The following is a 25,143-nucleotide window of genomic DNA, read 5'->3' on the forward strand; positions in this document are numbered from 1 at the left end:
ACGGTCGGAATCATGCGCATTGTCATCGCTGGGGGACATGGTCAGATCGCGCTGCGGCTGGAGCGGCTGCTCGCCGCGCGCGGCGACGAGGTCGCGGGCATCATCCGCCGTCCCGATCAGATCGACGACCTGAGGGACGCCGGCGCCGAGGCGATCGTGCTCGACATGGAGTCCACCTCACTCGACGAGGTCGCGGAACGGCTCCGGGGTGCGGACGCGGCGGTCTTCGCGGCCGGTGCGGGACCGGGCAGCGGGGTGGCCCGCAAGGACACGGTGGACAAGGACGCGGCGATCCTGTTCGCCGACGCGGCCGTGCGCGCGGGGGTCCGGCGCCACGTGGTCGTGTCCTCGATGGGCGCGGACGCCCGGCACCAGGGCGACGAGGTCTTCGACGCGTATCTGCGCGCGAAGGGCGCCGCGGACGACCACGTACGCGCCCTTTCGGCCCTCGACTGGACGATCCTGCGCCCCGGCTCGCTCACGAACGACGCCGGCAAGGGGCTCGTGCGACTGGAGGCCCACACCGGCCGGGGCACGATCCCCCGCGACGACGTGGCCGCCGTGCTCGCGGAGCTCGTGGACACTCCGGCGACGACCGGTCTCACGCTGGAACTGGTCAGCGGCTCGACCCCGGTGACGGTCGCGGTGAAGTCGGTGGCGGGGAACTGACGGCGGAGCAGACCTCTTCGAACGGCTGCGTCTGCCGACCACGGGGGCTAGAACAACGGCAGCTGCCCGGGGAGAGGGGCCACGGCGTAGCCGTCCAAGGTGTCCTGCACGGCGCCCAGTTGCGCTGTGCGGCGCGACCCCGGGCATGACGTCAGCTCGCCGCTCCCCCGCACCCCCGGCGGGTCGTGCCGCGCGAACTTCCCGGCCACGACGGCGATCTCACGGCGACACACGGGACAGCACCTGCGGCGGGAGGACATGCTCCCAGTGTGCCGCCCGGCACCGACAACGCCCGGGCGCCGCGAGCGACATGGCACCCCTCGCCAGGCCTGCTTGGCGGCCGTCCCGGCGGGGACGGCCGTCGCCGGGATCCGCGATGGCCGTACGCGGGCTCCGCCGCTGTGCTGGGATGGCCGGTGCGAGTCGGGCGAGAGCTGCGCTGCGCGGGCCGCCCGCTCGGGGGAACGCGACGGAACGCGTGTGAGGGGGCGGGCGTGAGCGCGTGGAGCGCGGTCCTGTCGTGGGGGCCGGTGGACCCGTGGCACAGGAATCTCAGGCATTCCACCCGCCGACGCGTCGCCGAGGCGATCCGGCGACGCGTCCGCGCGTCGGAACTCGACTCGTTCGACTTCTCCGGACGGGAAACGGTTGAACAGCGGCTGATCCGCCGCGCGATCCGGCGGGCCGTGGCCCGCGAGGTCACCATCCAGGAACTGAGCACAATGGTCGAGGATCTGACCACCAACATCGTGGCCGCACTGATGATCCTCGGGTTCGCGATCGGCGCTCTGTGGGCGGGCTGGACCTTCTTTCTGGGCCTTCTGGTGTGGGCCGCGTACGTGACTCTTCTCTTCTTGTTCCTCACGTCGAGATTCGCCGCGTCCCTTTCGGCGATATTCGCCGCCGCGATCCTGGTCCTGCTGCCGCTGGTCACCTCCTGGCCCTTTCTTCGCGAGCCGCAGATGATCGCCTCCTACGCCGGCCGATTCGGTTGGATACCCCCCTCCTGGTACAGCCCCGGCGCCCTGGAATCGCTCGGCGTGAGCGGTCTCGTCCTCACGTTCTTCTTCCTGGCCGTGGCCGGTGCGGTCGCCTGCGACAGCGCCGCCCAGAGACGCATCCGCACGCACTGGCAGGCGATCGGCCCCTACGACCGGCTCCTTCTCCAGTGGACGGAGTCGGTGGCGGCCGTGCTCCACTCGTCGCGCGACTGGACGACCCGCGCGTCGATCGAACGCGCCTGCCAAGCGATCCGGAGTCTCGCCTCCGCCGTGCTGAACGAGTTCGAGATGGACTGGCTCTTCGAGAGCGGAAGCCGGCTCCACGCCGAGCACCAGGCCGACGCGATCGCCCTGTCGCGCTACGTAGGGGGCTACCAGAAACACCTGAGCCACGCACCGGCCGGCCCCGAACTCGACGCCGTCGTCAAGGACCTCCTGGACGGGCTCGCCCACCTGGCACTCGGGGACCGGAAGGCCCTGCTGCGCAATATCGAACCGGTGGTGGAGAAGGGCGAGGAGAAAACCTGGAAGGACACCGCCGAATCGGTGGCGAAACGCGTCTTCCCGAGTCTGATCCTGGCCGGCGCCGGAATCGGCCTTCCTTATATCTCAGGCGTGGCCGCATCGGGCGAACTGGCCGGGAATCTGCGCATCACCCTCGTCGTGATGGCCGTCCTCAGCCTGATCTCCGCACCGGACGACGTCTCCAAGAAGGTCAACGACGCGCTGGCGAAGGCGCTGCCCACGCGTAAGGAATGACACGGAGCTGGGCGATTCCCGAGCGTGGTCCCCGAGCCCGGTCAACTCGTGGGCGACACCTCCCGGGAGAGCCCGGAGCCGCGTCGCGGGCAAGGCCTCCCGGAACAGCCCGGAGCCGCCTCGCGGGCAAGGCCTCCCCGGAGCAGCCCGGAACCACCTCGGATCCGCCCCTGCATCGGAGCCGTCGCAGCTTGCTCGCCCTGCCACGACCGGGTCATCCATGTCGATGGATTCGAACGCGAGGATGCCGCTCCGCGACGGGAGCTACGACATGAGCGAGCCGTCCTTGCGTGCGTGACCGCACCGAGCGGTGGCGCGCCTCGCCATGTACCTCGTGCACCCGGCAGGGAACGAGGCGACCGAGCCCGCCGCGGCGATCCCCCGCCACGCTGCCGCACCCCGGACGTCACCTGCAATGCGGACGTTGCTTCGAGGCTGGTCACGATTGAGTGAAGTCCCCTCAGGCGTGCAACCACACGAAATATTCACGAGTCAGACACGTGCAAGCCATACAACGAGGGGGACTCCATGAGCTACCAGCCTTACCCGCAGCAGCCCGACCCGCAGCAGGGATGGGGTGCACCGCCGCCCCATCCGCCGAAGAAGGGCAAGGGCAAGATCGCGGGCCTGGGCTGCCTCGGCGTCGTCGTCCTGATCTGCATCGCGGCCGCCGTCTCCGGTGGGGGCTCCGACAAGTCGAACGACTCCAAGTCGGCCACCTCCACGTCCAAGCAGGAGAAGGCGGCCGCCGACAAGGGCGGGAGCAAGAGCGACAGCAAGAGCAACGCCGGCGACACCAAGAAGGCCGGCGACAAGAAGACCGTCCTGTTCAAGGTGTGGGGCACCGCGCCCGCCGGCGCCCTCGGATCGCTCGACATCACGTACGGCTCCGACAGCGACAACCGCAACGGCAAGTTCGCCAACGGCAAGTTCGAGGCCACCCTGCCGGTGAACAAGGACGCCATGTATTACAGCGTGACGGCTCAGTTGCAGGGCTCCGGCGACATCAACTGCTCGGTCACCATCGGCGGCAAGACGAAGAAGGGCCACGCCTCCGGCGGCTACAACATCTGCCAGACGCAGCTGAACTCCGGTCTCCTCGGCGGCTGGGACTAGCCACTCCCGCACGGCCCCCCCGGGTACCCGGTGGGGCCTCCCACTCCGAAAAGTCCGGGGGGACTGTGACCGACCAGCTTCCGCCGCAGCCCACCGCCCCGCCGCCACCCGTCGAGCCCCCGCCTCCGCCGGCGACGAAGGGGGCGCTCAGCTCGCGCACAGCAGGTCTGCTCGGCCTGGCCGTCGGCGCCGGCATCGTCGGAGCCATCTGGGCCATCACCGCCAACGTGCACAGCGGCCCGGCAACCTTCACCCTCAACGGCAGCTTCGCCCTCACGGAGGATGCCGGCAGCGACGGCAGTGGCGGCTGCGAAGGGACCGGCGGCTACGACGACATCAGCGAAGGAGCTTCTGTCACTGTGTACGGAGCGAGCGGTGACGTCATCGCCACCGGCCACCTCGGCGACAGCGCATCAGTGAGCTACGGCACCTGCAACTTCGACATATCCGTCCCCGGTGCGCCCAAGGGCGAGAAGTTCTACAAGGTCGAGGTGAGCCACCGCGGCACCGTTCAGCTGACCGCTCAGGAAGCCGAGAACGGCGCACTCGCCGCGAGCCTCGGGTAGCCCGACGCGAACGGCCGCTGTCCGGCGCCCTCATCCTCACTACGGGGGCCGTTCGCATGCCCTGAGATCCCTGTGCGGGGCCCACCTGACGTACGGAGCAGCCAGATTTACGGGCCGCGCGAGGATTGCCTCCCCGGAGGTGCGCGAGCAGGGGACTCGGGCGCGCACCCGGAAGCGTTCTTCGGCTTTCTCTACGACGCCGCGATGCGGCCGGCCGAGGCCGCATCGCTCGCGCTTCCCCCGTGCTACCTGCCCGAGACCTGCGGGGAGACGCTGACGCTGCGTCAGGGGGTCGCGTGCGCCGAGAGGGATGGACCGATGACGGCCGGCTCCATGAGGGCCGACACCTGAAACGAAGTCTGGGCCAGGGCGCGGCAGGAAGTGCTCAACCCGGCTGAGGCAGCCTCACTCCTGACCCTGCGTCCATATGATCTTCGCCATGCTGGGGTGTCCCTCTGGCTCAGCTCGGAGGTGGACCGAGGGAGTGTGCACGGAGAGCCGGCACAGCATCGCGGTGCTCTTTCGCGTGTACGCCAAGGTGCTGGCACAGACCCGGCACCGGGCCAACGAGCAGATCGAGGCTGCGCTGCAGGAGTGGGGCGACGTGGGTCCGTCCCCCGGGGGACCGCCTGGGGGGACGCCTGGGGGACACGCGCTGCTCAGGGCCGCCGGGATTCCGGCGTGACGAGGTGAGACGAGTCGCCACTTTTCGGGCCCGCCCGAGCATCGGCGCTGGAGCAGGAAGAAACCCCCTCCGCTCTGCGTTTCCGCAGTTCGGAGGGGGTCTCTCTCAGCGTGGCGGCGCCAGGATTCGAACCTGGGAAGGCTGAGCCGGCAGATTTACAGTCTGCTCCCTTTGGCCGCTCGGGCACACCGCCGGGGTTGGTGCCGCTCGAACCGCTTTTCGGCGGTGCTCGCTGGCAACGACGTAAACAATACCCGATGCCGAGGGGTGCTTCGCCACCCGATTGATCGCCGCTCCGGTGACCGGGTGTGGCTAGGCTTGTCCGGATGCGGCCCGTGCTTCACGCCGGGCCAGGCGGTCACCCCCGCGCCCGCCGGCAGGCACCCATACGCCCCCTCAGAAGGAGCCACAGGACATGGCCGACTCCAGTTTCGACATCGTCTCGAAGGTCGAGCGGCAGGAGGTCGACAACGCCCTCAACCAGACCGCCAAGGAGATCTCGCAGCGCTACGACTTCAAGGGCGTGGGCGCCTCGATCTCGTGGTCCGGGGAGAAGATCCTCATGGAGGCGAACTCCGAGGACCGTGTGAACGCCGTGCTCGACGTCTTCCAGTCCAAGCTGATCAAGCGGGGCATCTCGCTGAAGGCCCTGGACGCGGGCGAGCCGCAGCTCTCCGGCAAGGAGTACAAGATCTTCGCGACGATCGAGGAGGGCATCTCCCAGGACAACGCCAAGAAGGTCGCGAAGATCATCCGCGATGAGGGTCCGAAGGGCATCAAGGCGCAGGTCCAGGGCGAGGAGCTGCGGGTCAGCTCCAAGAGCCGTGACGACCTGCAGACCGTGATCGCCCTGCTCAAGGGCAAGGACTTCGACTTCGCGCTGCAGTTCGTGAACTACCGGTAGTCCGCCGCGCCCGCCGCCGGCCGGAGCCCCGTCCCGGCCGGCGGCCGGTGCGCACGGCCGGGAGACGCCGGCTCAGGCGCGTCGGCCGAGGGCGCATCGGACGCGGGGCGTGGCTCAGTCGCGCGAGTTGCCGAACAGGATGCGGTAGGCGATGAGCAGCACGAGCGAGCCGCCGATCGCCGCGGCCCAGGTGGCTCCGTCGTAGAAGGTCTTGCTGATCGGGTGGTCCAGCCAGCGGGCCGAGATCCAGCCGCCGATGAACGCGCCCGCGACACCGATCAGCGTCGTGCCGATGAAGCCGCCCGGATCACGGCCCGGCAGCAGGAACTTGGCGACGGCCCCGGCCAGGAGCCCCAGGATGATCCAACTGATGATCGTCATGCCTTGAACCTGCCCTTCCACGCCGTGCCTCACCGTCCCGGAGGTGTGATCTCCATGGGGGCGGACGGTGCGCCGGCAGGCCGCGGGCCTTCCGCCGGGCGGCCGGGCGGCGCGGGCGCCGTACCCGCCGCGGCCGTGCGGTGTGCGCCGTGGCGGTCGCCTCCGCGTGTTCGTCCGCCGTTGAGGAGGGGGACGCCGCGGTGACACCCGGCGGTTGCACCGGTCAGTAGGGTGCGCGCCATGACACCGCCCGTTTCTCCCTCCGTACTGCGGCGCTCCCTGGGCCTCGGGGACGCCGTGGTCGTCGGTCTCGGTTCCATGATCGGCGCGGGGATCTTCGCCGCGCTGGGGCCCGCAGCCCGCGCGGGCGGGTCCGGGCTGCTGATCGGGCTCGGGGTCGCGGCCGTGGTCGCCTACTGCAACGCCATGTCGTCGGCGTGGCTCGCGGCCCGGTACCCGGCCTCGGGCGGTACGTACGTGTACGGGCGGGAGCGGCTCGGTCCGTTCTGGGGCTATCTCGCGGGCTGGGCGTTCGTGGTCGGCAAGACGGCCTCCTGCGCGGCGATGGCACTGACCGTGGGGGCGTACGTCTGGCCCGGACAGGGGCACGCCGTGGCGGTCGCCGCGGTCGTCGCGCTGACCGCGGTGAACTACGGCGGCATCCAGAAGTCCGCCTGGCTGACCCGGCTGATCGTGGCGGTTGTCCTCGCGGTCCTCTCCTCGGTGGTCGTCGTGTGTCTGGGGTCCGGTGCCTCGGCGGCCGGCCGGCTGGCCGTCGGTCACTCCACGGGCGTCGGGGGCGTGCTTCAGGCCGCCGGCCTGCTGTTCTTCGCGTTCGCCGGGTACGCGCGGATCGCCACCCTCGGCGAGGAGGTCCGGGATCCGGCGCGCACCATCCCCCGCGCGATTCCGCTGGCGCTGGGCATCACGCTGGCGGTGTACGGCTGTGTGGCCGTCGCCGTGCTGTCGGTGCTCGGACCGGACGGGCTCGGGCAGGCGGGTGCGCCGCTCGCCGATGCGGTCCGCGAAGCCGGGGTACCCGGGCTGGTGCCGGTGGTGCGGGTGGGGGCCGCCGTGGCGGCGCTGGGGTCGCTGCTGGCGCTGATCCTGGGCGTCTCGCGCACCACACTGGCCATGGCACGGGACGGGTATCTGCCCCGGGGGCTCGCCACCGTGCATCCCCGCTTCCAGGTGCCCCACCGGGCCGAGCTGGCCGTGGGCGCGGTGGTCGCGGTCCTCGCCGCCACGGTGGACGTCCGCGGTGCGATCGGCTTCTCCTCCTTCGGTGTGCTGGCGTACTACGCGGTCGCGAACGCCTCCGCCTGGACCCTCGACACCTCCACCGCCCGTCGGGTGGTGCCGGCGGTGGGGCTGGTCGGGTGCGCGGTGCTTGCGGGTGCGCTGCCGTGGCTCTCGGTGGTCGTGGGCGCGGGCGTGCTGGCGGTGGGCGTCCTCTGGTACGGCGTGCGGCGGCGGGCCCGGCAGGGCGCTGAGCGGCGGTAGCGGCGGTAGCGGCGGTAGCGGCGACGGGATGCCTCGACTCGCATTCGTCGCTGCATGTGTCGGGGCCACGGCACCCGTGGGTGCGGGGCCGGGCCTGTGGCTGTGGGTGCGCTGCCCGTGGGTGCCGGACACCGGGGCGGCGCTGGTGGGAACGGAGCCCGGGCGGGGTCAGGGTGCAGCGGTCCGGCCGGTGCGTATGCGGTAGTCGGGCCACGGGAGCATGCCCGGCTCGTCGCCTGCCTCCTCGTACCAGCCCGTGCCATCGACCCAGGCGCGCAGCCACTCGCTGAGGCTGGGGGCGTCGACGAACCAGGCCCGGTCGGGGTCCCCCGGGTTCGGCTCGAAGAGGAGGACGGTGGCTTCCGGGGAGCGGCAGTCCACGCAGGCGTACATGGCGCAGCCCCAGTGGGATATGGGCAGGACGCCTTCGGGCCAGGGCCAGTCCGGGTCCGTGCGGCCGCTCTCGCGGTGCGCGAGGTACTGGGGGACCGCGGCGGGCTCGCCGGCGGGGAGGCTGTCGAGCAGGGGCAGCAGACCGTACTCCGGGCCGAATCCGCCGTCGCCTATGCGGGTGTAGAGCTGGGCGAGCAGCGGGGGCAGGCGGAAGCCCAGCGCGGCCTCGGCTCGGGTCACGGTGTCCACCGCGGCGGGGGCGGGGAGTGAAGTCCAGCCCCAGGGGCGGGTGTCGCGGGCCTTGGCCTCCACCCGGGTCAGCAACTGCTCGTGTGCGGTCATGGGTTCATGATGCAGGCCCGCACCGACAGCCGGGCGGGCCTGTGGAAAACCTGTGGGCGGCGGAGAGGTGCCGCGGCCGGGGGGCTGCGGACGGCTCCTCAGCGCGCGGCGAACGGCTCGTCCGTGCGGACGATTTCGCGGCCCAGCGGCAGCAGCGAGACCGGGATCAGCTTGAAGTTGGCGATGCCGAACGGGATGCCGATGATCGTGAGGCAGAGGGCGATGCCCGTGGCGATGTGGGCGAGCGCCAGCCACCAGCCGGCCAGGACCAGCCAGAGCACGTTGCCGACGCAGGAGGGGGCGCCGGCGTCCTGGCGCTCGACCGTGGTGTACCCGAAGGGCCACAGGGCGTAGACGCCGATGCGGAAGGCGGCGACTCCGAACGGGATGCCGATGATGGTGATGCAGAGCAGCAACCCGGCGAAGAGGTATCCGAGGAACAGCCAGAAGCCGCTCAGGATCAGCCAGATGATGTTGAGGAGTGTCTTCACTGGTGACGACCTGCCATCTGCTCGAGTCGGGCGATGCGCTCCGCCATCGGCGGATGCGTGGAGAACATCTTGGACAGTCCCTGCCCCGGCCGGAACGGGTTCGCGATCATCATGTGACTCGCGGTCTCGATGCGCGGCTCCGGAGGCAGCGGCAGCTGCTGGGTGCCGGCCTCGAGCTTGCGCAGGGCACTGGCGAGGGCGAGGGGGTCACCCGTGATCCGGGCGCCTGAGGCGTCGGCCTCGTACTCCCGGGAGCGGCTGATGGCCAGTTGGATGAGGGAGGCCGCGAGCGGGCCGAGGATCATGATCAGGAGCAGGCCGAGGATGCCGGGGCCCTCGTCGTCGTCCGAGCGGCCGATCGGGATGAGCCAGGCGAAGTTGACCAGGAACATGATCACGGAGGCGAGCGCTCCGGCCACGGAGGAGATGAGGATGTCGCGGTTGTAGACGTGGCTGAGCTCGTGGCCGATGACGCCGCGCAGCTCGCGCTCGTCGAGCAGGCGCAGGATGCCCTCCGTGCAGCACACGGCTGCGTTGCGCGGGTTGCGGCCGGTGGCGAAGGCGTTCGGCGCCTCCGTCGGGGAGATGTACAGGCGGGGCATGGGCTGGCGGGCCTGGGTGGAGAGCTCGCGGACCATGCGGTAGAGGGCCGGGGCCTCGAACTCGCTCACCGGGCGGGCGCGCATGGCGCGCAGAGCGAGCTTGTCGCTGTTCCAGTACGCGTAGGCGTTGGTGCCGAGGGCGACGAGGACCGCCACGATCAGGCCGGTACGGCCGAAGAAGCTGCCGATGACGATGATGAGCGCGGACAGCCCCCCGAGGAGTGCTGCGGTCCTGAGCCCGTTGTGCCGGCGGTGCACGGTACGCCCTCCAAGTGGTGCGGCAGGGGAACCCTTCGCTTTCTGTCCCGGTGCCCCTGGTGCCGTGGTGTCACGTCCAGTGGACCCTTCCGTACTGGTCAACGCCAGGCGAGGGCCGCTGGTTCCCTGGTCCGCGGGCGGCGCCCGGCGGGCCCGTCCGGGTGAGTTGCGGAGGGGGCGGCACGCGCGCGTGGCGTGCGGGTGCCCCGCCCCGGCGGGCCGACGCGCCGGGACGGGGTGGGTGTTCGGATCGGCTGCGGCGGTGGCGCCGGTCAGAACAGGGCGGTGTCCGCGAAGCGGAGGACGAGCTGCGGTGCGCCGGAGAGGGAGACGGCGAGCACCGCCGTCAGGGTGATCGCGGCCGTGAGGGGGCCCGGGACGCGATGGCGGGCGGGTTCGCCCTCGGGAGCCCGGAACAGCAGCGTCGTCCACTGGAGGTAGTAGAACAGCGCGATCACGACGTTGACGGCCATGACGGCGGCCAGCCAGCCGAGTCCGGCGTCGACGGCGGTGGAGAAGACCGTGACCTTGGCGAAGAGGCCGATCACACCCGGCGGGAGTCCGGCCAGGCACAGCAGGAAGAAGGCCAGGAGGAGTGCGGTGGCCGGGTTCGTGGCGTAGAGGCCGCGGTAGTCGGCGACGCGGTTGCGGATACGGGTCCGGCCCACCAGCGCGGCGACGGCGAAGGCGCCGAGGTTCACGGCGGCGTACATCAGCGCGTAGGCCAGGGTGGAGCCGATCGTCCTCTGGGCGTCCTTGGTGTAGCCGGCGGCGGCGATCGGGACCAGGAGGTAGCCGGCCTGACCGACGGACGACCAGGCGAGCAGCCGGACCGCGCTGTACGCGCGCGTGGCCTGCTGGCGCAGGGCGCCGACGTTGCCGACGGTCATGGTGAGCGCGGCCAGCACGGCCAGGGCCGGGCCCCAGACGTCGGCGTACGACGGGAAGGCGACGACGGTGACGAGGATCAGTCCGGAGAAGCCGACCGCCTTGCCGACGACCGAGAGGTAGGCGGCGATCGGCAGGGGTGCGCCGACGTAGGTGTCGGGGACCCAGAAGTGGAAGGGGACGGCGGCCGCCTTGAAGGCGAAGCCGACGAGGGTGAGGACGACGCCGGTCTGGGCGAGGGTGTGGAGCTGCCCGTCGACGTGCTGGATGCGGTCGGCGATCCGGGTGAGGTAGAGGGTGCCGGTGCAGGCGTAGACGAAGCTGATGCCCAGCAGGCCGACCGCGGTGGCGGTGACCGAGGACAGGAAGAACTTGAGCGCGGCGTCGGAGGACCGGCGGTCGCCGTGCCGGAGTCCGACGAGGGCGAAGGCGGGCAGGGAGGCGACCTCCAGCGCCACGATCAGGGTGGCGAGGTCGCGGGAGGCGGGCAGCAGCGCGGCGCCCGCGGCCGAGGAGAGCAGCAGGAACCAGTACTCGCCCTCGGGCAGTGCCTTGCGGGCGTCCTTCAGCACGGTGACGGAGAGCAGGGCCGCGAGCAGGGCGCCACCGAGGACGAGGAGCTGGACGACGAGGGTGAAGCGGTCGGCGGTGTAGCTGCAGACGCCGGTGTGGCCGCTGAGGCAGAAGGTGCTGCGGTCCTTGTGGAGGAGGGGCAGCAGCGTCAGGAGGGAGGCGCCGAGGCCCGCGACGGAGGTCCAGCCGAGGAGGCTCTTGCGGGTGTCGGGCACGAACAGGTCGGCGACGAGCACCACGAGGGCGAACACGGCGGCGAGGGTGGGCGGGGCGATCGCGAGCCAGTCGACGGACTGGACCGCGGAGGCGGCCAGGGGCTCGGCCAGGGCGCTCATCGGGTGCCTCCTGCGAGGAGCTGCTGCACGGCCGGGTCGGTCAGGCCGAGCAGGGCCTTCGGCCAGAGCCCGGCGACGACGGTGAGGGCGACGAGCGGGGTCCAGGCCGCGAACTCGTAGCTGCGGACGTCGGCGAGGTGCGGCGCCTGCTCGGGTACGGCGCCCATGCAGACGCGGCGGACCACCGCGAGCATGTACGCGGCTGTCAGCAGGGTGCCGAGGGCGGCGATCGCCATGAAGGTGAGGAAGGCGGGCCGGCTCAGGTCGGCGGCGGGCTTGAACGCGCCGAACATGGCGAGCATCTCCCCCCAGAACCCGGCCAGGCCGGGCAGTCCGAGCGAGGCGACGGCTCCGAAGGCGAGCAGGCCGCCGAGGCGCGGTGCCCTGCCGTAGAGCGCGGCGCCGGTGTGCTCGGCGAGGGTGTCGAGGTCGGTGCTGCCGGTGCGGTCCTTCAACGCGCCGACCAGGAAGAACAGCAGGCCGGTGATGAGGCCGTGGGCGATGTTGGCGAACAGGGCGCCGTTCACGCCGGTGGGCGTCATGGTGGCGATGCCGAGGAGGACGAAGCCCATGTGCCCGACGGAGGAGTAGGCGATGAGCCGTTTCAGGTCGCCCTTGGCGCCCCGTTTGGCGAGGGCGAGGCAGGCGAGGGATCCGTAGACGATCCCGACGACGGCGAAGGCGGCGAGGTAGGGCGCGAAGGTGCGGAACCCGTCGGGCGCGATCGGGAGAAGAATCCGGACGAAACCGTACGTACCCATCTTCAGCATGACGCCGGCCAGCAGGACCGAGCCGGCGGTCGGGGCGGCGGTGTGGGCGTCCGGCAGCCAGCTGTGCAGCGGCCACATCGGAGTCTTCACCGCCAGCCCGATCCCGATCGCCAGAACGGCGACGACCTGCACGGATGCGGTCAGCGAGCGGCCGTTGTCAGTGGCGAGTGCCACCATGTCGAACGTGCCCGCCTTGATTCCGATCAGGAGCAGGCCCAGCAGCATGACGACCGAGCCGAGCAGGGTGTAGAGGATGAACCGCCAGGCCGCCGCCTGGCGGGCCCGGCCGCCCCAGCGGGCGATCAGGAAGTACATGGGGACGAGCACCGTCTCGAAGGCCAGGAAGAACAGCAGCAGGTCGAGGACGGCGAAGGTCGCGAGGGTGCCGGACTCCAGCAGCAGGAGCAGGGCGACGAAGGCCTTCGGGCCGGGCCCGGAAGGCATGTTGAAGTAGCTGTACAGCGCGCAGAGGAAGGTCAGCAGCGCGGTCAGGACGACGAGGGGGAGCGAGATGCCGTCGATGCCGAGGTGGATGCGCACATGGAGTGCGGGGATCCAGCTGATGTCGGTCGTGGCCTGCATCTTCGAGGGGTGGGCGCTGTCGAAGCCGAGCGCCAGGACCACGGCGGCGACGAGGACGGCCGCGGTGACGGTGACGCCGTGCCGCAGCACGGCCTGCTCGGGCGACTTCCCCTTCAGTCCGGGCGGCGCCGGCAGGAGGGCGGCGAGCGCCCCGAGGAGCGGGGCGACGACGACGAACGCCAGAAGGAACTGCATCACGGACTCGCTGCTATCGATCACGCCTGCTCACGCTCCCGTGGCGACGAGGACGGCGGCGACCGCGAGGACGACGGTGCCGGCGAGCAGCGCGCTCACATAGGTCTGCACATTGCCGGTCTGGGCGCGCCGTACGGCGGCGCCGAGCAGGCGGGGTAGGGCGCCCGCACCGCGGACGTAGGTCTCCACGACCTCACGGTCCACGAAGCGGACGAGGCTCGCTCCGGCCAGGACCGGGCGGACGAAGAGGGCCGCGTACACGGCGTCGAGGTGGAAGCCGGCGGCGGCGTGGCGGTGCAGCGGGCCGAGCAGCAGCCGTCCGGGGTCCGCGGGGTCGGGCGCGTCCGCGATGTCGCCGTAGGCGGCGATGTGGCTCGCGATGGCCTCGGCCTCGACCACTCCGGCGTCGGCCTCGGGGTGGGCGGCGACCGCGCCGAGCGGGACGCGGGCGGCGAGCGCGGTGGTGTGCCGCCAGGCCGCGTAGGTGACGATGCCGCCGGTCAGGGCCAGGCCCGTGCCGAGGACGGAGGTGGTGAGGGTCGGGCCGAGGTCGCCCCCGCCGAACCAGGCGGGCAGCAGACGGAACGCGAGCCCGCCGAAGGCGAGGGACGGCACGGCCAGCACCCAGAGCACGGCGTTCATCACCAGGGGCTGCCTGCCGTGGTCGGGGGCCTGCGGGCCGCGGCCGCGGAAGGCCAGCAGCCACAGCCGGGTGGCGTAGGCGGCGGTGAGGAGGGCGGTGAGGAGGCCGAAGACCAGGACGATCCAGCCGGCCGCGCCGGGGGCGCGGTCCACGTGGCCGCCAGCGACCTGCTCGGCGGCACCGAGGACGGACTCCTTGGAGAAGAAGCCGCTGAAGGGAGGGACGGCGGCAAGCGCGAGCAGCGCCACGGTCATCGTCCAGTAGGCGTCGGGGACGCGGTCGCGCAGGTGGCCCATGCGGGACATGGCGGCCAGCGAGTTGGTGCCGGCGGCGTGGATGATCACGCCGGCCGCGAGGAACAGCAGCGCCTTGAAGGCGCCGTGGGACAGGAGGTGGAAGACGGCGGCACCGCGGTCGCCGACGGCGAGGGCGCCGGTCATGTAGCCGAGCTGGCCGATCGTCGAGTAAGCGAGGACGCGTTTGATGTCGTCCTGGGCGAGCGCGGCGACGGCCGACCCGGACATGGTCACGGCGGCCATGACGGCGAGGACGATCATCGCGGCCGAGGAGGCCTGGAAGACGGGGAGGAGCCGGGCGACGAAGTAGACACCGGCGGCGACCATCGTCGCGGCGTGGATCAGCGCGGAGACGGGGGTGGGACCCGCCATCGCGTCGGGGAGCCAGGTGTGCAGCGGGAACTGCGCGGACTTGCCCGCCACGCCGGCGAGGAGCAGCAGGGCGATCACGGTGGGGTGGTGCAGGCCGCCGCTCGCGACGGTTCCGAGGACCTTGCTGATCCGGAAGGAGCCGGCGTCGGTGGCGAGGGCGAACAGCCCGATGAGGAAGGGGACGTCGCCGAGCTTGGTGACCAGGAAGGCCTTGAGGGAGGCGGCGCGGGCCTCCGGGGTCTCCCAGTAGTGGCCGACGAGGAAGTACGAGCAGATGCCCATGATCTCCCAGCCGACCAGCAGCACCATCAGGTCGCCGGAGTAGACGACGAGCAGCATCGCGGAGGTGAAGAGGGAGACGAGCGCGGCGTAGGAGGGGTAGCGCGGGTCGTCGCGCAGGTAGCCCGTCGAGTAGACCTGCACACAGGTGGCGACGAGGCCGACCAGGACGGCGACGAGCGCGGCGAAGCCGTCGACGTCCAGGGCGAGGTAGATCGGGACCGAGCCGGTCGGGGTGAGCTCGGTGGCGGAGTCGAGGGCCGGGCCGCCGCCCTGGCGCACGGCGACCAGCACCGCGAGGGCGAAGGAGGCGAGCGCCGGGAGGACGGCCAGCGGGCGGACGAAACCGGGCGCCGTCCTGCCGAGGAGCAGGCCGGCGACGGCGCCGAGGAACGGAAGGAGGGGGACGAGGACGGCGACGGTGGTGGTGGTCACGCGGTGGCCTCCGCCTTCTTCGCGGCCCGGTCGGTCTCGGGGGCGTCGTCGGGGCCCTCGGCGGCATCGCGGAGCCGGTCGATGTCGGAGGTGCCGCGGTTGCGGTACACGGCGAGGACGATGGCCAGGCCGATGCCGATCTCGGCGGCGGCGATGGCGATGGTGAACAGGGTCAGGGCCTGCCCGGAGTGGAGGGTGTCGGCGGCGGCCCTGCTGAGCCAGACGTCGAAGGCGACCAGGTTGAGGTTGACGGCGTTGAGCATCAGCTCGACCGACATCAGGACCAGGATGGCGTTGCGGCGGGCCAGGACGCCGTAGAGGCCCGTGCAGAAGAGGAGGGCGGAGAGCACGGCGGGATACGCGAGGTGCATCAGCGGGCTCCTTCCGTGGGCCGGTCGCTGCGGGCGCCGGGGATGTCCGCGGCGGCGCGGTCGGCCTTGGCCTTGCGGGAGAGCGCGATCGCGCCGACCAGCGCGGCGAGAAGGAGGACGGACAGGGCCTCGAAGGGCAGCACCCAGTGCTGGAAGAGGCTCGCCCCGGTGACCTTGGCCGAGCCGGCGGCGGTGCCGTCCAGGTCGATCCAGGTGGCACGGAAGGCGTCGACGACGACCCAGACCAGGGCGGCCGCGGCGGCGACGGCCACGACGAGGGCGGCCCAGCGGTTGCCGGAGTCGGCGTCCGGGGAGCGGCCGATGGGCGCCCTGGTGAGCATCAGACCGAACAGCAGGAGGACGACCACGGATCCGACGTAGATGAGGACCTGGACCCAGGCGATGAACTCGGCGGTGAGCAGCAGGTACTCGACCGCGAGGCCGCCGAGGGCCATCACCAGCCACAGCGCGGCGTGCACGAGCTGTCTGGTGGTGACGGTGACGAGCGCGGCTCCGAAGGTGACCAGGCCGACGAGGACGAAGGCGATCTCGACACCGGTCGGGGAGAGGAAGCCGTGGGGTGCGGTGGCGGGGCTCACGCCTCTTCCTCCCGGGTCGGTTCGGCCTGCGCGGCCGCCAGCTTCTCGGCGGCCTTGCGGGCGGCGGTGAGCTCCTTGGGCTCCTCGGCGCCGGGGTCGAGGGCGGGAGGGGCGGGCACCGTCCACATCCACTCGCGGAGCTTGTCCCGCTCGTGGGTGAGTTCGTGGATGTCGGTCTCGGCGTACTCGAACTCCGGGGACCAGAACAGGGCGTCGAAAGGACAGACCTCGATGCAGATACCGCAGTACATGCACAGCGAGAAGTCGATGGCGAAGCGGTCCAGGACGTTGCGGCTGCGTTCGCGGCCACCGGGGACCGCGGCCGGGACCGTCTCCTTGTGGGAGTCGATGTAGATGCACCAGTCCGGGCACTCGCGGGCGCACAGCATGCAGACCGTGCAGTTCTCCTCGAACAGCCCGATCACGCCCCGGGTGCGGGGCGGCAGCTCGGGCTGCGCGTCCGGGTACTGCTCGGTGACGGTCTTCCTCGTCATGGTGCGCAGGGTGACGGCCAGGCCCTTGGCGAGGCCGGAGCCGGGGATGGGGGCCATTACGAGATCACCACCTTGACGATGCCGGTGAGGGCGATCTGGGCGAGGGAGAGGGGCACGAGCAGGGTCCAGGAGAATTTCTGCAACTGGTCCTCGCGGAGCCGGGGGTAGGTCACGCGCAGCCAGATGACCACGAAGGCCAGGACGGCGGTCTTCAGCAGGGTCCACACCCAGCCGAGGCCGTCGGCGCCCCACGGTCCGTGCCAGCCACCCAGGAAGAGGACGGTGGTGAGGCCGCACAGGACGACGATCCCGGCGTACTCGGCGAGAAGGAACAGGGCGAAGCGCAGGCCGGTGTACTCGGTGTACGCGCCGAAGATGATCTCCGAGTCGGCGACGGGCATGTCGAAGGGCGGGCGCTGCAGTTCGGCGAGGCCCGAGACGAAGAAGACCACCGCGCCGACGATCTGCCACGGCACCCACCACCAGTGGAAGGCGTGCAGGATGCCGGGGAGGGAGACCGTGCCGGCCGCCATCGCCACGGAGGCGGCGGTGAGCAGCATCGGGAGTTCGTACGCGAGGAGCTGGGCCGCGGTGCGCAGGCCGCCGAGGAGGGAGAACTTATTGGCGGAGGCCCAGCCGGCCATCAGGGAGCCGAGCACGCCGACGCCCATGACGGCCAGGACGAAGAAGACGCCCGCGTCCAGGACCTGGCCGACGGCGCCCTCGCCGGGCCCGATCGGGATGGCCAGCAGGATCAGCAGGTAGGGCAGCAGGGCGACGGCCGGAGCGATCTGGAAGATCCGCCGGTCCGCGCCGGACGGGACCACGTCCTCCTTCTGCGCGAACTTCACGCCGTCCGCGACGAGCTGGGCCCAGCCGTGGAAGCCGCCGGCGTACATCGGGCCGAGGCGGCCCTGCATGTGCGCCATCACCTTGTGCTCGGTCTGCCCGACGATCAGGGGGAAGGTGAGGAAGACGACGAAGACGATCAGGAGTCGCAGGGCGACGTCGACCGCGTCGTTCACTGCGGGCCTCCTTCGGGGGCATCGGGGGGCGGGGGTTCGGTCCGGCCGGGGCGGGGCTCGGTGGGGGCGGGCTTCTGCTCGGACTCCGGCGACGGGTCCGACCCCGGGGCAGGGGCCGACTCCGGGGCGAGGTCCGGCTCCTGGGCAGGGTCCGGTTCCTGGGTCGGGGCCGACTCCGGCGACGAGTTCGGCTCCGGCTCCGGCGACGAGTTCGGCTTCGGTGCCGACTCGGATGCGGGCTCCGGGTTCGGCGTCCGCTCCGACTCCGGTGTCCGGGACTCAGAAGCCCGGTCCGACTCCGGCTTCTGCGCCTGCTCCGGCTCCGGCTCCGGCTCCGGCTCCCGTTGGGCGTCGGTGCGCGGTCCCGTCGGTGAAGCGCCGGGGACGGCCGGCCGCGGCTCGGCCTGCGCCGCGTCGGGCTCGCCCTCGTGCTCGGCGGGGGTCCCGGCGGACTTCGACTCGGGCTCGTTCGGGGTCGACCCGGGCTTCGGTCCCGTGGGGGCAGGCCCGGGCTCGGGTTCGGCCGGGGTTTCACCGGGCTTCGTCTCACGCTCGTCGAAGGCCGGGCGGGCGTGGTGCCAGGGGGCGTCCGAGCTGCGGGGCGCCGCCGGCGACTGGCGTGACCGGGGCGTCGCAGTCTCCGCCCGCTGGGACGTCGAGCCCTCGGACGCACTGCGGGCACGGCGGATACCGGCGGCGCCGGTGAGCTGGGACGTCGAGCCCCCGGACGCACTGCGGGCACGGCGGGGACCGCCGGGCGTGCCGGTGCCGCTTCCGGACGTCGGCGCGCCGGAGGCGGGGGCGGGGCCCCCGGCCGACGGCTCCGCGCCGCCCTCGGCCGGTGCCGTAGCGCTGCCGGTGGTCGGTGTCTCCGAGGTGGCCCCGGTGGATGCCTCCGCAGTGCCCTCGGACAGGGGCCGCGGCGCCGAGGTGTCCGGCGTCGGCTCCCCCGGTCCGGTCCCAGCGGCAGCCGGTCCCGCGGCACCTGCCCCGGTACCCACCGCGCCCGCAGCCCTCGCGCCCGTGGCCCGCGGTCCGGCGACCTCCGGTTTCACGACCTCGGGTCCCGTGGACTCCGGTGCCGTGGACTCGGGCTCCGCCGCCTGGCTGGCCGAGCCCTGGGCGGCCGACCGGGCGCGGCGTACCGGGCGGTCTCCCGCCGCGCGGGCCGGGCGGGCCGGGCGGTCGCCCGCGGTGCGGGCGGCGCCGCGGGTGGGGCGGGCCGGGGCGGGCGGGAGCTGGCCCTTCAGCGGGCCCCACTCGTTGGGGTCGGGGACGCCGGGCGGAAGCATCTGGCGCCGCTTGGGGCCGCCGTGCTCCGGCTCCCCCGGTTCCTTCGCCCCCGGCCAGGCCTTGGCGACCCGGGCCGCGAGGACGAAGTCCTTGCGCAGCGGGTGGCCCTCGAAGGTCTCCGGCAGCAGGAGGTGATCGAGGGCGGGGTGGCCGTCGAAGGAGACGCCGAACATCTCGTGCGTCTCGCGTTCGTGCCAGGCCGCGCCCGCGTAGACGTCGACGGCCGTGGGCAGGGCGGGTGCCTCGTGCGGGACCGTGGTCCGCAGCAGGAGCCGCCGGACCGGGGCGAGGGCGACGACGTGGGCCGAGACGCGGAAGCCCGTGCCCGGTTCGTCGACCGCGCTCAGCCAGTCGAAGTAGGTGCAGCCCAGTTCGTCGCGGGCGGTGCGCAGGGCGGCGAGCCAGGCGGCCGGCGGCACGTCGACGGTCAGGACCTCGTAGGAGTCCTCGGCGGTGGCGTCGGGGCCGAAGAGTTCCTCGGCGGGTGCGGGCAGCCAGCCCACCGCGGTCATCGGCCCTCCCCGGACGCGGGGGCGGAGCCGGGGGCGGCCGGGGGCTGCACGAGCCCGCTCCGGAGCGCCGCGGTGGAGGGGCGCGCCTCGGTGGAGCTGCCGTACCGCTCCCCCAGCGACTCCCGTGCGATCTTCTCCTGGAGCTTGAGGATGCCCTGGAGCAGCGCCTCGGGCCGCGGCGGGCAGCCGGGGACGTAGACGTCCACCGGGATGATCTGGTCGACGCCCTTGGTGACGGAGTACGAGTCCCAGTAGGGGCCGCCGCAGTTGGAGCAGGCGCCGAAGGAGATGACGTACTTCGGCTCCGGCATCTGCTCGTACAGGCGCTTGACGGCCGGGGCCATCTTGTCGGTCACCGTGCCGGAGACGACCATCAGGTCGGCCTGGCGCGGGCCGGGGGCGAACGGGATCACGCCGAGGCGGATGAAGTCGTGCCGGGCCATGGAGGCGGCGATGAACTCGATCGCGCAGCAGGCGAGGCCGAAGTTGAAGACCCAGAGCGAGTAGCGGCGGCCCCAGTTCAGGACGACCTTCATCGGCTCGGGGGCGAGCCGGGCGAGCGCGCCCAGCCGCTTCGGCTCCGGCAGCGGCACCGGGCCGCCGGTGGCGGGGGCCGGGGCGGTCCCGCGGGGGTCGGCGGCGGTGGAGGGGTTCACGTCCATGCCAGGACGCCCTTCTTGTATGCGTACAGCAGGCCCACGGCGAGGAAGCCGAGGAAGACGAACATCTCCACCAGCGTGGCCGCGCCGTAGCCGGGGGCGGCGAAGACCGTCGCCCAGGGGAAGAGGAAGATCGAGTCGACGGCGAAGATCACGTAGAGGAACGCGTAGACGTAGTAGCGGACCTGGGTGTGCGCCCAGCCCTCGCCGACGGGGTCGACGCCGCACTCGTACGTCAGGAGTTTCTCCGGGGTCGGCACCACCGGCCGCAGCAGGCGTCCGGCGCCGAACGCGACGGCGACGAAGAGGACGCCGACGACGGCGAGCAGTCCCACCACCGCATAGGACTGGAAGTAGTCCGCCGCGACGACGACGGTCGGCCTCGGCACTGTCTCCCGCACCGTCCGCTCCCTCGATCCTTGACGTCGTGACCCTGGTGACCGCTGCGTACCGACGTGAACCTTGTGTTCGACGATCTGTACGCACGGGAGTCTAGGCCCTGATAAAGGCGCAGTAAGAAGCCCGTCACCCCGTGAGATGGCCGGACCGCCGCCTCGCGGGGCGCGGGGTGGGGTTTTCCCCCGCCGGGCGGGACGGGCGACCTGATGGCGCGGGGGGCGTGCGGCACGGCACGCTGACCCCCATGACCGCACTCAGCGAGGCCGGCGTCCGGGGAACCGCGCGGGACGGCGACCGGCTGCCGCCGCCCCGTCCCGTCTGTGACCTGCCGACCTGGAAGGAGATCGCGTATCTCCTGCTGGCCCTGCCCGTGTCACTCATCGGTTTCGTCCTCGTCGTGACGGTGCTGGCCACGGGTGGCGGGTTGACGCTGACGGTGGTGGGGCTCCCGCTCCTCGCGGCCGGGCTGCTGGGCGCACGGCGGCTCGGGGCGCTGGAGCGGGCGCTGGCCCGGTCGCTGCTGGGGGTGCGGATCGACGAGCCGAGTCCGTTGCCGCTGCGCCGCGCGCGGGGCGCGGCCGACCGGCTGTGGCTGGTGCTGAGGGATCCGGTCGCCTGGCGCACCGCCCTGTACGAGGTGGTCCGGCTGCCCTGGGGCATCCTCACCTTCACCGTAACCCTGATCTCGCTCTTCCTGCTCTGGCCGGTGCTGCCGTATCTCGCGCGCGGCCTGGCGAACGTGGACCGGGCGATGGCGCGGGCCCTGCTGTCCCCGTCGGACCGGCTGGAGCGGCGCATCGCGGAACTGGAGTCCGACCGGGGGGTCGTGGTGGACACGGCGGCGGCGGACCTGCGGCGCATCGAGCGGGACCTGCACGACGGGGCGCAGGCCCGGCTGGTGGGGCTGGCGATGGGGCTCGGCCTGGCCAAGGAGAAGCTGCTGGAGGATCCCGACGCGGCGGCGGCGATGGTCGAGGAGGCGCACGGCGAGGTCAAGCTGGCGCTGCAGGAGCTGCGTGACCTGGCCCGCGGCATCCATCCCGCCGTGCTCACCGACCGCGGCCTCGACGCGGCCCTGTCCTCGGTCGCGTCCCGGTGCACCGTGCCGGTGCGGGTGACGGCCGAACTGGACGCACGTCCGGCCGCGGCGGTCGAGGGCATCGCGTACTTCACCGTCTCCGAGCTGCTGCAGAACGTCAGCAAGCACAGCGGGGCCCGGTCCGCCACCGTCGAGGTGTGGCGGGCGGACGACCGGCTGCTGCTCCAGGTCCGGGACGACGGCCGCGGCGGGGCGCGGGCGGACGGCGGTTCGGGCCTGCGGGGCCTGGCCGAGCGCCTGGACGCGGTCGACGGTCTCCTCGTGGTCGAGTCGCCGCCGGGCGGCCCGACGGCCGTGACGGCGGAGCTGCCCTGGCGCGGCCGCACGGAGGTCTGAGGGACCGGGGACCGCACGACGGCCGAGGGGCCCGGGAGCAGGGGTCCCTCCGCGCCTGCCTGCGGGGGCGTACGCCTTCCGGGGTGGGGACAACCCCCCGCCCGGGACGCCGACGCGCTCCATGGTCACGCGGGCCGGCCCGGAGGAGGGTGGGGACACAGCACCGCAGGCACGGCGCCCTGGGAGCACACGCTCCTCGGGGCACAGCACCGCAGGGCACAGCACCGCTGGCACGGCGCCCTGGGCGCGCACGCACCTCGGGGCACAGCACCGCAGGGCACAGCGCCGCAGGGCACAGCGCCGCAGGACGGGCGGGCCGAGGGGAACGGGGACGACGGACATGGCCATCGGATACGAGAGCGGACACGGGCGCGGGCAGCAGTACGGGCCCGGGGACGGGCGGGAGCCGGGGCACGGGCCCGGCGCGGGCGGCGGATCGGACGGTTCGCTGCCCGCCTGGCTGCGGGCTCCGTTCGAGGGGCGGACCTGGCGTGCGTACGGGTACGTGCTGCTGAGTCTGCCGATCGGCGTCGTGCTGTTCACGTACGCCGTCACGGTGGTGTCGCTGGGCGCCGGTCTGCTGGTCACCTTCCTCGGTGTGCCGGTGCTGGCGGCGGGGCTGATGGGCTGCCGCGGGTTCGGCGCGCTGGAGCGGGCGCGGGCGCGGGGGCTGCTCGGGCTGGAGGTGGCCGAGCCGCGGCCGCTGCGCGTGCGGCGGTCCGGCGTGCTGCCCTGGATGAGGGCCGTGCTCCTGAGCGGCACCTCGTGGCGGGCGCTGCTGTACGCGGTGGTGCAGTTCCCGTGGTCGGTGTTCTCGTTCGTGGTCGCCGTCTCCGTCTGGTCGGTGGGACTGCCGCTGCTGACGTATCCGCTGTGGTTCTGGGTGTTCCCGATGTGGGCCGGGCGGGGCGGCCTCCAGCTCTACGACGACGGGCACCACCGGATCCTCCTGGACAGCCCCCTCGAGATCCTGGCGACCGCGGGCGCCGGGCTGGTGGTCACCCTGGTCACGCCGTGGCTGGTGCGGGCGCTGACGGCGGTGGACCGGGGGCTGGTGCTCGGGCTGCTGGGGCCGTCTCGGCTGTCGGCGCGCGTGGTGGAGCTGGAGGCGGACCGGGGCGCGGTGGTCGACACGGCGGCCGCGGACCTGCGGCGCATCGAGCGGGACCTGCACGACGGGGCGCAGGCCCGGCTGGTGAGCCTGGCCATGGACCTCGGCCTGGCCAGGGAGAAGCTCACGGAGGACCCGCAGGCGGCGGCACGGATGGTGGACGAGGCGCACGGCGAGGTGAAGACGGCGCTGCAGGAGCTGCGCGACCTGGCCCGCGGCATCCATCCCGCCGTGCTCACCGACCGCGGCCTCGACGCGGCCCTGTCCTCGGTCGCGTCCCGGTGCACCGTCCCGGTGTCGGTCGCGGTGGACCTGCAGCGGCGGCCGGCTCCCGCCCTGGAGGGCATCGCCTACTTCACCGTCTCCGAGCTGCTGCAGAACGTCAGCAAGCACAGCGGGGCCCGGTCCGCCTCGGTCGACGTGTGGCGGGCGGACGACCGGCTGCTGCTCCAGGTGGCCGACGACGGGGGCGGCGGCGCCTCGGCGTCCGGGGGTTCGGGACTCGCCGGGCTGGCGGAGCGGCTGGGCGCGGTGGACGGGATCCTCGTGGTGGACTCGCCGGCCGGCGGGCCCACCCGGGTGACCGCGGAGCTGCCCTGGCGGGGGTGACGCGGCGCACCGCCCGTCCTGCTCCTTCGCCGCACCGCACCGCCCGCCCAGCTCCCGGCCACACCGCCCGTCCCTCCCCTTCACCTTCACCCGAACGGAGCACGGGCGGCGCGCCCCGGTGACCGCCCGCCGGGTGGTCGCCGGAAGCCGTCATTCGGCCACCGCGCGGCCGAAACGCCTGCGTTCTTCCCTCGTTTTCCGGACAGCGCGTCCGCCTGTTCGCCCGGCTCGGACGCGTACGGCACCGACTGCTGGAATGCTGGGCCACGGCGTACGGCCGGCCCGTCGGGGCGGCCCGGGAGCGAGGCGGGGGGCCGGAGCGGGTGGAGGACAAGGTGCGGGTGGTCATCGCCGAGGACTCGGTGCTGCTGCGGGAGGGCCTGACCCGCCTGCTGACCGACCGCGGGCACGACGTCGTGGCCGGTGTCGGCGACGCGGACGCGCTGATCGGGACCGTCGCCGGGCTGCACGCCGAGGGGGCGCTGCCGGACGTGGTCGTGGCCGACGTGCGGATGCCCCCGACGCACACCGACGAGGGGGTGCGGGCCGCGGTGCGGCTGCGCGGGGAGCATCCCGGCCTCGGGGTGCTCGTGCTGTCGCAGTACGTGGAGGAGCGGTACGCCACCGAGCTCCTGGCCGGTTCCAGCCGCGGGGTGGGCTACCTGCTGAAGGACCGGGTGGCCGAGGTGCGGGAGTTCGTGGACGCGGTCGTGCGGGTGGCGCGGGGCGGCACGGCGCTCGACCCGGAGGTGGTGGCCCAGCTGCTCGGCCGCAGCAGGAGGCAGGACGTGCTGGCCGGGCTGACCCCGCGGGAGCGGGAGGTGCTCGGGCTGATGGCCGAGGGGCGGACGAACTCCGCGGTCGCCCGGCAGCTGGTGGTGAGCGACGGGGCGGTCGAGAAGCACGTCGGAAACATCTTCCTGAAGCTCGGTCTGGCGCCGAGCGACGCCGACCACCGGCGTGTTCTCGCGGTGCTCACGTATCTGAACTCGTGAGGGCCGACACTGTGTCCGACGGGTGCGGCACCGCGTGCCGGTCCAGGTCCGGCGCCGGCCGTGCGAGCGGGCCGGAGGGCGGGTCCGAGCAGGGGATCGAGCGGGACACGAACGGGACGAGACAGGGAGGAGCGAGCCTGGCTCCGCGGGGTCGGCCGAGGCCGGTCCGGCACGGGTCACGGGGGCGGCGGAGGCCGCTCCGGGCACGGGTCGCGGGGCCTGCGGAGGGGGGACGGACCAGGACATCGGGACGTCTCATCAGGGCGTCCACGATGCGAACGGCACACGGTAGACGACCTTCACGGTCGTAGGGTTGATCCTGGGAAGGTCTTCGGGAAGGCCGCTCCCACACAGCGCCTCGAAGGAGGTCCAGTTCAGTGACCAGCCAGGTCAGCAGTCCAGCGGAACAGGCCGACGAGACCGTCGTAGGAGAGCAGCGCGGGGCGGCCGGCGCGAAGGGCGTCCGCCGTCTGGACCGGGTGATCATCCGTTTTGCGGGTGACTCGGGTGACGGTATGCAGCTCACCGGGGACCGTTTCACGTCGGAGACGGCGTCCTTCGGCAACGACCTGTCGACCCTGCCGAACTTCCCCGCGGAGATCC

The 25,143-nt window shown here is 72.6% G+C and carries 24 protein-coding genes, 1 tRNA gene and 1 pseudogene; 10 read left to right on the forward strand and 16 right to left on the reverse strand.

Annotation, left to right across the window (positions count from 1 at the left end):
• Positions 1-12 precede the first annotated feature (12 nt).
• The gene (locus P3H78_RS21775) at positions 13-669 is read left to right on the forward strand and encodes an SDR family oxidoreductase (protein WP_276110762.1); all 657 of its coding nucleotides are present in this window, start codon (positions 13-15) and stop codon (positions 667-669) included.
• A gap of 47 nt (positions 670-716) precedes the next feature.
• On the opposite strand, the gene P3H78_RS21780 is transcribed toward P3H78_RS21775, so the two are convergent.
• Positions 717-929, reverse strand: a complete 213-nt coding sequence (locus P3H78_RS21780; protein ID WP_276110763.1) for a hypothetical protein — start codon at positions 927-929, stop codon at positions 717-719.
• Between the two features lie 234 nt (positions 930-1,163).
• Here P3H78_RS21780 and P3H78_RS21785 point away from each other — a divergent pair, with 234 nt between their 5' ends.
• The 3 genes from P3H78_RS21785 to P3H78_RS21795 all read left to right on the forward strand — a co-directional run bounded on the left by P3H78_RS21785 (position 1,164) and on the right by P3H78_RS21795 (position 4,111).
• Positions 1,164-2,429, forward strand: a complete 1,266-nt coding sequence (locus P3H78_RS21785) for a hypothetical protein (protein ID WP_276110764.1) — start codon at positions 1,164-1,166, stop codon at positions 2,427-2,429.
• A gap of 528 nt (positions 2,430-2,957) precedes the next feature.
• On the forward strand, positions 2,958-3,545 hold the full coding sequence (locus tag P3H78_RS21790; RefSeq protein ID WP_276110765.1) for a hypothetical protein: 588 nt from the start codon (positions 2,958-2,960) through the stop codon (positions 3,543-3,545).
• Positions 3,546-3,610: 65 nt separating this feature from the next.
• Positions 3,611-4,111, forward strand: a complete 501-nt coding sequence (locus tag P3H78_RS21795) for a hypothetical protein (RefSeq protein WP_276110766.1) — start codon at positions 3,611-3,613, stop codon at positions 4,109-4,111.
• Positions 4,112-4,907: 796 nt separating this feature from the next.
• Here the strand turns inward: P3H78_RS21795 and P3H78_RS21800 are convergent.
• Positions 4,908-4,989: transfer RNA gene (locus P3H78_RS21800), tRNA-Tyr, on the reverse strand.
• Positions 4,990-5,211: 222 nt separating this feature from the next.
• Between P3H78_RS21800 and P3H78_RS21805 the strand changes: the two genes are divergently transcribed.
• Complete coding sequence (locus P3H78_RS21805; protein ID WP_276110767.1) at positions 5,212-5,700, forward strand: YajQ family cyclic di-GMP-binding protein; 489 nt, start codon at positions 5,212-5,214, stop codon at positions 5,698-5,700.
• Between the two features lie 114 nt (positions 5,701-5,814).
• Here the strand turns inward: P3H78_RS21805 and P3H78_RS21810 are convergent, their stop codons facing one another.
• Positions 5,815-6,081: a GlsB/YeaQ/YmgE family stress response membrane protein gene (locus P3H78_RS21810; RefSeq protein WP_276110768.1), complete on the reverse strand. Its 267-nt coding sequence runs from the start codon at positions 6,079-6,081 to the stop codon at positions 5,815-5,817.
• Positions 6,082-6,321: 240 nt separating this feature from the next.
• Between P3H78_RS21810 and P3H78_RS21815 the strand changes: the two genes are divergently transcribed.
• Positions 6,322-7,584: an APC family permease gene (locus P3H78_RS21815; protein WP_276110769.1), complete on the forward strand. Its 1,263-nt coding sequence runs from the start codon at positions 6,322-6,324 to the stop codon at positions 7,582-7,584.
• A gap of 168 nt (positions 7,585-7,752) precedes the next feature.
• Here P3H78_RS21815 and P3H78_RS21820 read toward each other — a convergent pair whose 3' ends face one another.
• From P3H78_RS21820 to P3H78_RS21880, 13 genes are all read right to left on the reverse strand, one after another.
• Positions 7,753-8,319 carry an SMI1/KNR4 family protein gene (locus tag P3H78_RS21820; RefSeq protein ID WP_276110770.1) on the reverse strand — a complete coding sequence of 189 codons (567 nt, stop codon included), beginning with the start codon at positions 8,317-8,319 and terminating at the stop codon, positions 7,753-7,755.
• A gap of 98 nt (positions 8,320-8,417) precedes the next feature.
• Entirely contained in the window at positions 8,418-8,810 is a 393-nt protein-coding gene (locus P3H78_RS21825; RefSeq protein WP_276110771.1) for a YccF domain-containing protein, read from the reverse strand.
• Positions 8,807-9,670 (reverse strand): zinc metalloprotease HtpX, encoded by an 864-nt coding sequence (gene htpX / locus P3H78_RS21830; RefSeq protein WP_276110772.1) that lies wholly within the window; start codon positions 9,668-9,670, stop codon positions 8,807-8,809. The genes P3H78_RS21825 and htpX overlap by 4 nt, the downstream gene beginning before the upstream one ends.
• A gap of 272 nt (positions 9,671-9,942) precedes the next feature.
• A complete protein-coding gene (locus tag P3H78_RS21835) occupies positions 9,943-11,466 on the reverse strand; it encodes an NADH-quinone oxidoreductase subunit N (RefSeq protein WP_276110773.1) in 1,524 nt (507 codons plus the stop codon).
• The gene (locus tag P3H78_RS21840; protein WP_276110774.1) at positions 11,463-13,037 is read right to left on the reverse strand and encodes a complex I subunit 4 family protein; all 1,575 of its coding nucleotides are present in this window, start codon (positions 13,035-13,037) and stop codon (positions 11,463-11,465) included. The genes P3H78_RS21835 and P3H78_RS21840 overlap by 4 nt, the downstream gene beginning before the upstream one ends.
• Positions 13,038-13,043: 6 nt before the next feature.
• Entirely contained in the window at positions 13,044-15,038 is a 1,995-nt protein-coding gene (locus tag P3H78_RS21845) for an NADH-quinone oxidoreductase subunit 5 family protein (RefSeq protein ID WP_276110775.1), read from the reverse strand.
• Positions 15,035-15,409, reverse strand: a complete 375-nt coding sequence (gene nuoK, locus P3H78_RS21850; protein ID WP_276110776.1) for an NADH-quinone oxidoreductase subunit NuoK — start codon at positions 15,407-15,409, stop codon at positions 15,035-15,037. The genes P3H78_RS21845 and nuoK overlap by 4 nt, the downstream gene beginning before the upstream one ends.
• Complete coding sequence (locus P3H78_RS21855; protein ID WP_276110777.1) at positions 15,409-16,008, reverse strand: NADH-quinone oxidoreductase subunit J family protein; 600 nt, start codon at positions 16,006-16,008, stop codon at positions 15,409-15,411. The genes nuoK and P3H78_RS21855 overlap by 1 nt, the downstream gene beginning before the upstream one ends.
• Complete coding sequence (locus P3H78_RS21860; protein WP_276110778.1) at positions 16,005-16,559, reverse strand: NuoI/complex I 23 kDa subunit family protein; 555 nt, start codon at positions 16,557-16,559, stop codon at positions 16,005-16,007. Before P3H78_RS21860 ends, P3H78_RS21855 begins: the two co-directional genes overlap by 4 nt.
• On the reverse strand, positions 16,559-17,527 hold the full coding sequence (locus P3H78_RS21865) for a complex I subunit 1/NuoH family protein (RefSeq protein ID WP_276110779.1): 969 nt from the start codon (positions 17,525-17,527) through the stop codon (positions 16,559-16,561). The genes P3H78_RS21860 and P3H78_RS21865 overlap by 1 nt, the downstream gene beginning before the upstream one ends.
• On the reverse strand, positions 17,524-19,332 hold the full coding sequence (locus P3H78_RS21870) for an NADH-quinone oxidoreductase subunit C (RefSeq protein ID WP_276110780.1): 1,809 nt from the start codon (positions 19,330-19,332) through the stop codon (positions 17,524-17,526). Before P3H78_RS21870 ends, P3H78_RS21865 begins: the two co-directional genes overlap by 4 nt.
• A complete protein-coding gene (locus P3H78_RS21875) occupies positions 19,329-19,994 on the reverse strand; it encodes an NADH-quinone oxidoreductase subunit B (protein WP_276110781.1) in 666 nt (221 codons plus the stop codon). Before P3H78_RS21875 ends, P3H78_RS21870 begins: the two co-directional genes overlap by 4 nt.
• Positions 19,985-20,392, reverse strand: a complete 408-nt coding sequence (locus P3H78_RS21880) for an NADH-quinone oxidoreductase subunit A (protein ID WP_276110782.1) — start codon at positions 20,390-20,392, stop codon at positions 19,985-19,987. The genes P3H78_RS21875 and P3H78_RS21880 overlap by 10 nt, the downstream gene beginning before the upstream one ends.
• Positions 20,393-20,634: 242 nt before the next feature.
• Between P3H78_RS21880 and P3H78_RS21885 the strand changes: the two genes are divergently transcribed.
• The 4 genes and pseudogenes from P3H78_RS21885 to P3H78_RS21900 all read left to right on the forward strand — a co-directional run.
• On the forward strand, positions 20,635-21,825 hold the full coding sequence (locus P3H78_RS21885; protein WP_276110783.1) for a sensor histidine kinase: 1,191 nt from the start codon (positions 20,635-20,637) through the stop codon (positions 21,823-21,825).
• A gap of 340 nt (positions 21,826-22,165) precedes the next feature.
• Entirely contained in the window at positions 22,166-23,545 is a 1,380-nt protein-coding gene (locus P3H78_RS21890) for a sensor histidine kinase (protein WP_276110784.1), read from the forward strand.
• 335 nt (positions 23,546-23,880) lie between these two features.
• The gene (locus P3H78_RS21895) at positions 23,881-24,540 is read left to right on the forward strand and encodes a response regulator transcription factor (RefSeq protein WP_276110792.1); all 660 of its coding nucleotides are present in this window, start codon (positions 23,881-23,883) and stop codon (positions 24,538-24,540) included.
• Between the two features lie 377 nt (positions 24,541-24,917).
• Positions 24,918-25,143: pseudogene (locus tag P3H78_RS21900) on the forward strand (2-oxoacid:acceptor oxidoreductase subunit alpha); the annotation flags it as partial.

This window comes from Streptomyces tropicalis, from assembly GCF_029269835.1.
In the GTDB taxonomy this organism is placed as follows: domain Bacteria; phylum Actinomycetota; class Actinomycetes; order Streptomycetales; family Streptomycetaceae; genus Streptomyces; species Streptomyces tropicalis.

Excerpts from the sequence above, each read along its gene's own strand:
- P3H78_RS21775 (WP_276110762.1), top strand. The coding sequence starts at position 13 with ATGCGCATTGTCATCGCTGGGGGACATGGTCAGATCGCGCTGCGGCTG.
- P3H78_RS21780 (WP_276110763.1), bottom strand. The coding sequence starts at position 929 with ATGTCCTCCCGCCGCAGGTGCTGTCCCGTGTGTCGCCGTGAGATCGCC.
- P3H78_RS21790 (WP_276110765.1), top strand. The coding sequence starts at position 2,958 with ATGAGCTACCAGCCTTACCCGCAGCAGCCCGACCCGCAGCAGGGATGG.
- P3H78_RS21805 (WP_276110767.1), top strand. The coding sequence starts at position 5,212 with ATGGCCGACTCCAGTTTCGACATCGTCTCGAAGGTCGAGCGGCAGGAG.
- P3H78_RS21810 (WP_276110768.1), bottom strand. The coding sequence starts at position 6,081 with ATGACGATCATCAGTTGGATCATCCTGGGGCTCCTGGCCGGGGCCGTC.
- P3H78_RS21815 (WP_276110769.1), top strand. The coding sequence starts at position 6,322 with ATGACACCGCCCGTTTCTCCCTCCGTACTGCGGCGCTCCCTGGGCCTC.
- P3H78_RS21820 (WP_276110770.1), bottom strand. The coding sequence starts at position 8,319 with ATGACCGCACACGAGCAGTTGCTGACCCGGGTGGAGGCCAAGGCCCGC.
- P3H78_RS21835 (WP_276110773.1), bottom strand. The coding sequence starts at position 11,466 with ATGAGCGCCCTGGCCGAGCCCCTGGCCGCCTCCGCGGTCCAGTCCGTC.
- nuoK (WP_276110776.1), bottom strand. The coding sequence starts at position 15,409 with ATGCACCTCGCGTATCCCGCCGTGCTCTCCGCCCTCCTCTTCTGCACG.
- P3H78_RS21860 (WP_276110778.1), bottom strand. The coding sequence starts at position 16,559 with ATGGCCCCCATCCCCGGCTCCGGCCTCGCCAAGGGCCTGGCCGTCACC.
- P3H78_RS21870 (WP_276110780.1), bottom strand. The coding sequence starts at position 19,332 with ATGACCGCGGTGGGCTGGCTGCCCGCACCCGCCGAGGAACTCTTCGGC.
- P3H78_RS21875 (WP_276110781.1), bottom strand. The coding sequence starts at position 19,994 with ATGGACGTGAACCCCTCCACCGCCGCCGACCCCCGCGGGACCGCCCCG.
- P3H78_RS21885 (WP_276110783.1), top strand. The coding sequence starts at position 20,635 with ATGACCGCACTCAGCGAGGCCGGCGTCCGGGGAACCGCGCGGGACGGC.
- P3H78_RS21890 (WP_276110784.1), top strand. The coding sequence starts at position 22,166 with ATGGCCATCGGATACGAGAGCGGACACGGGCGCGGGCAGCAGTACGGG.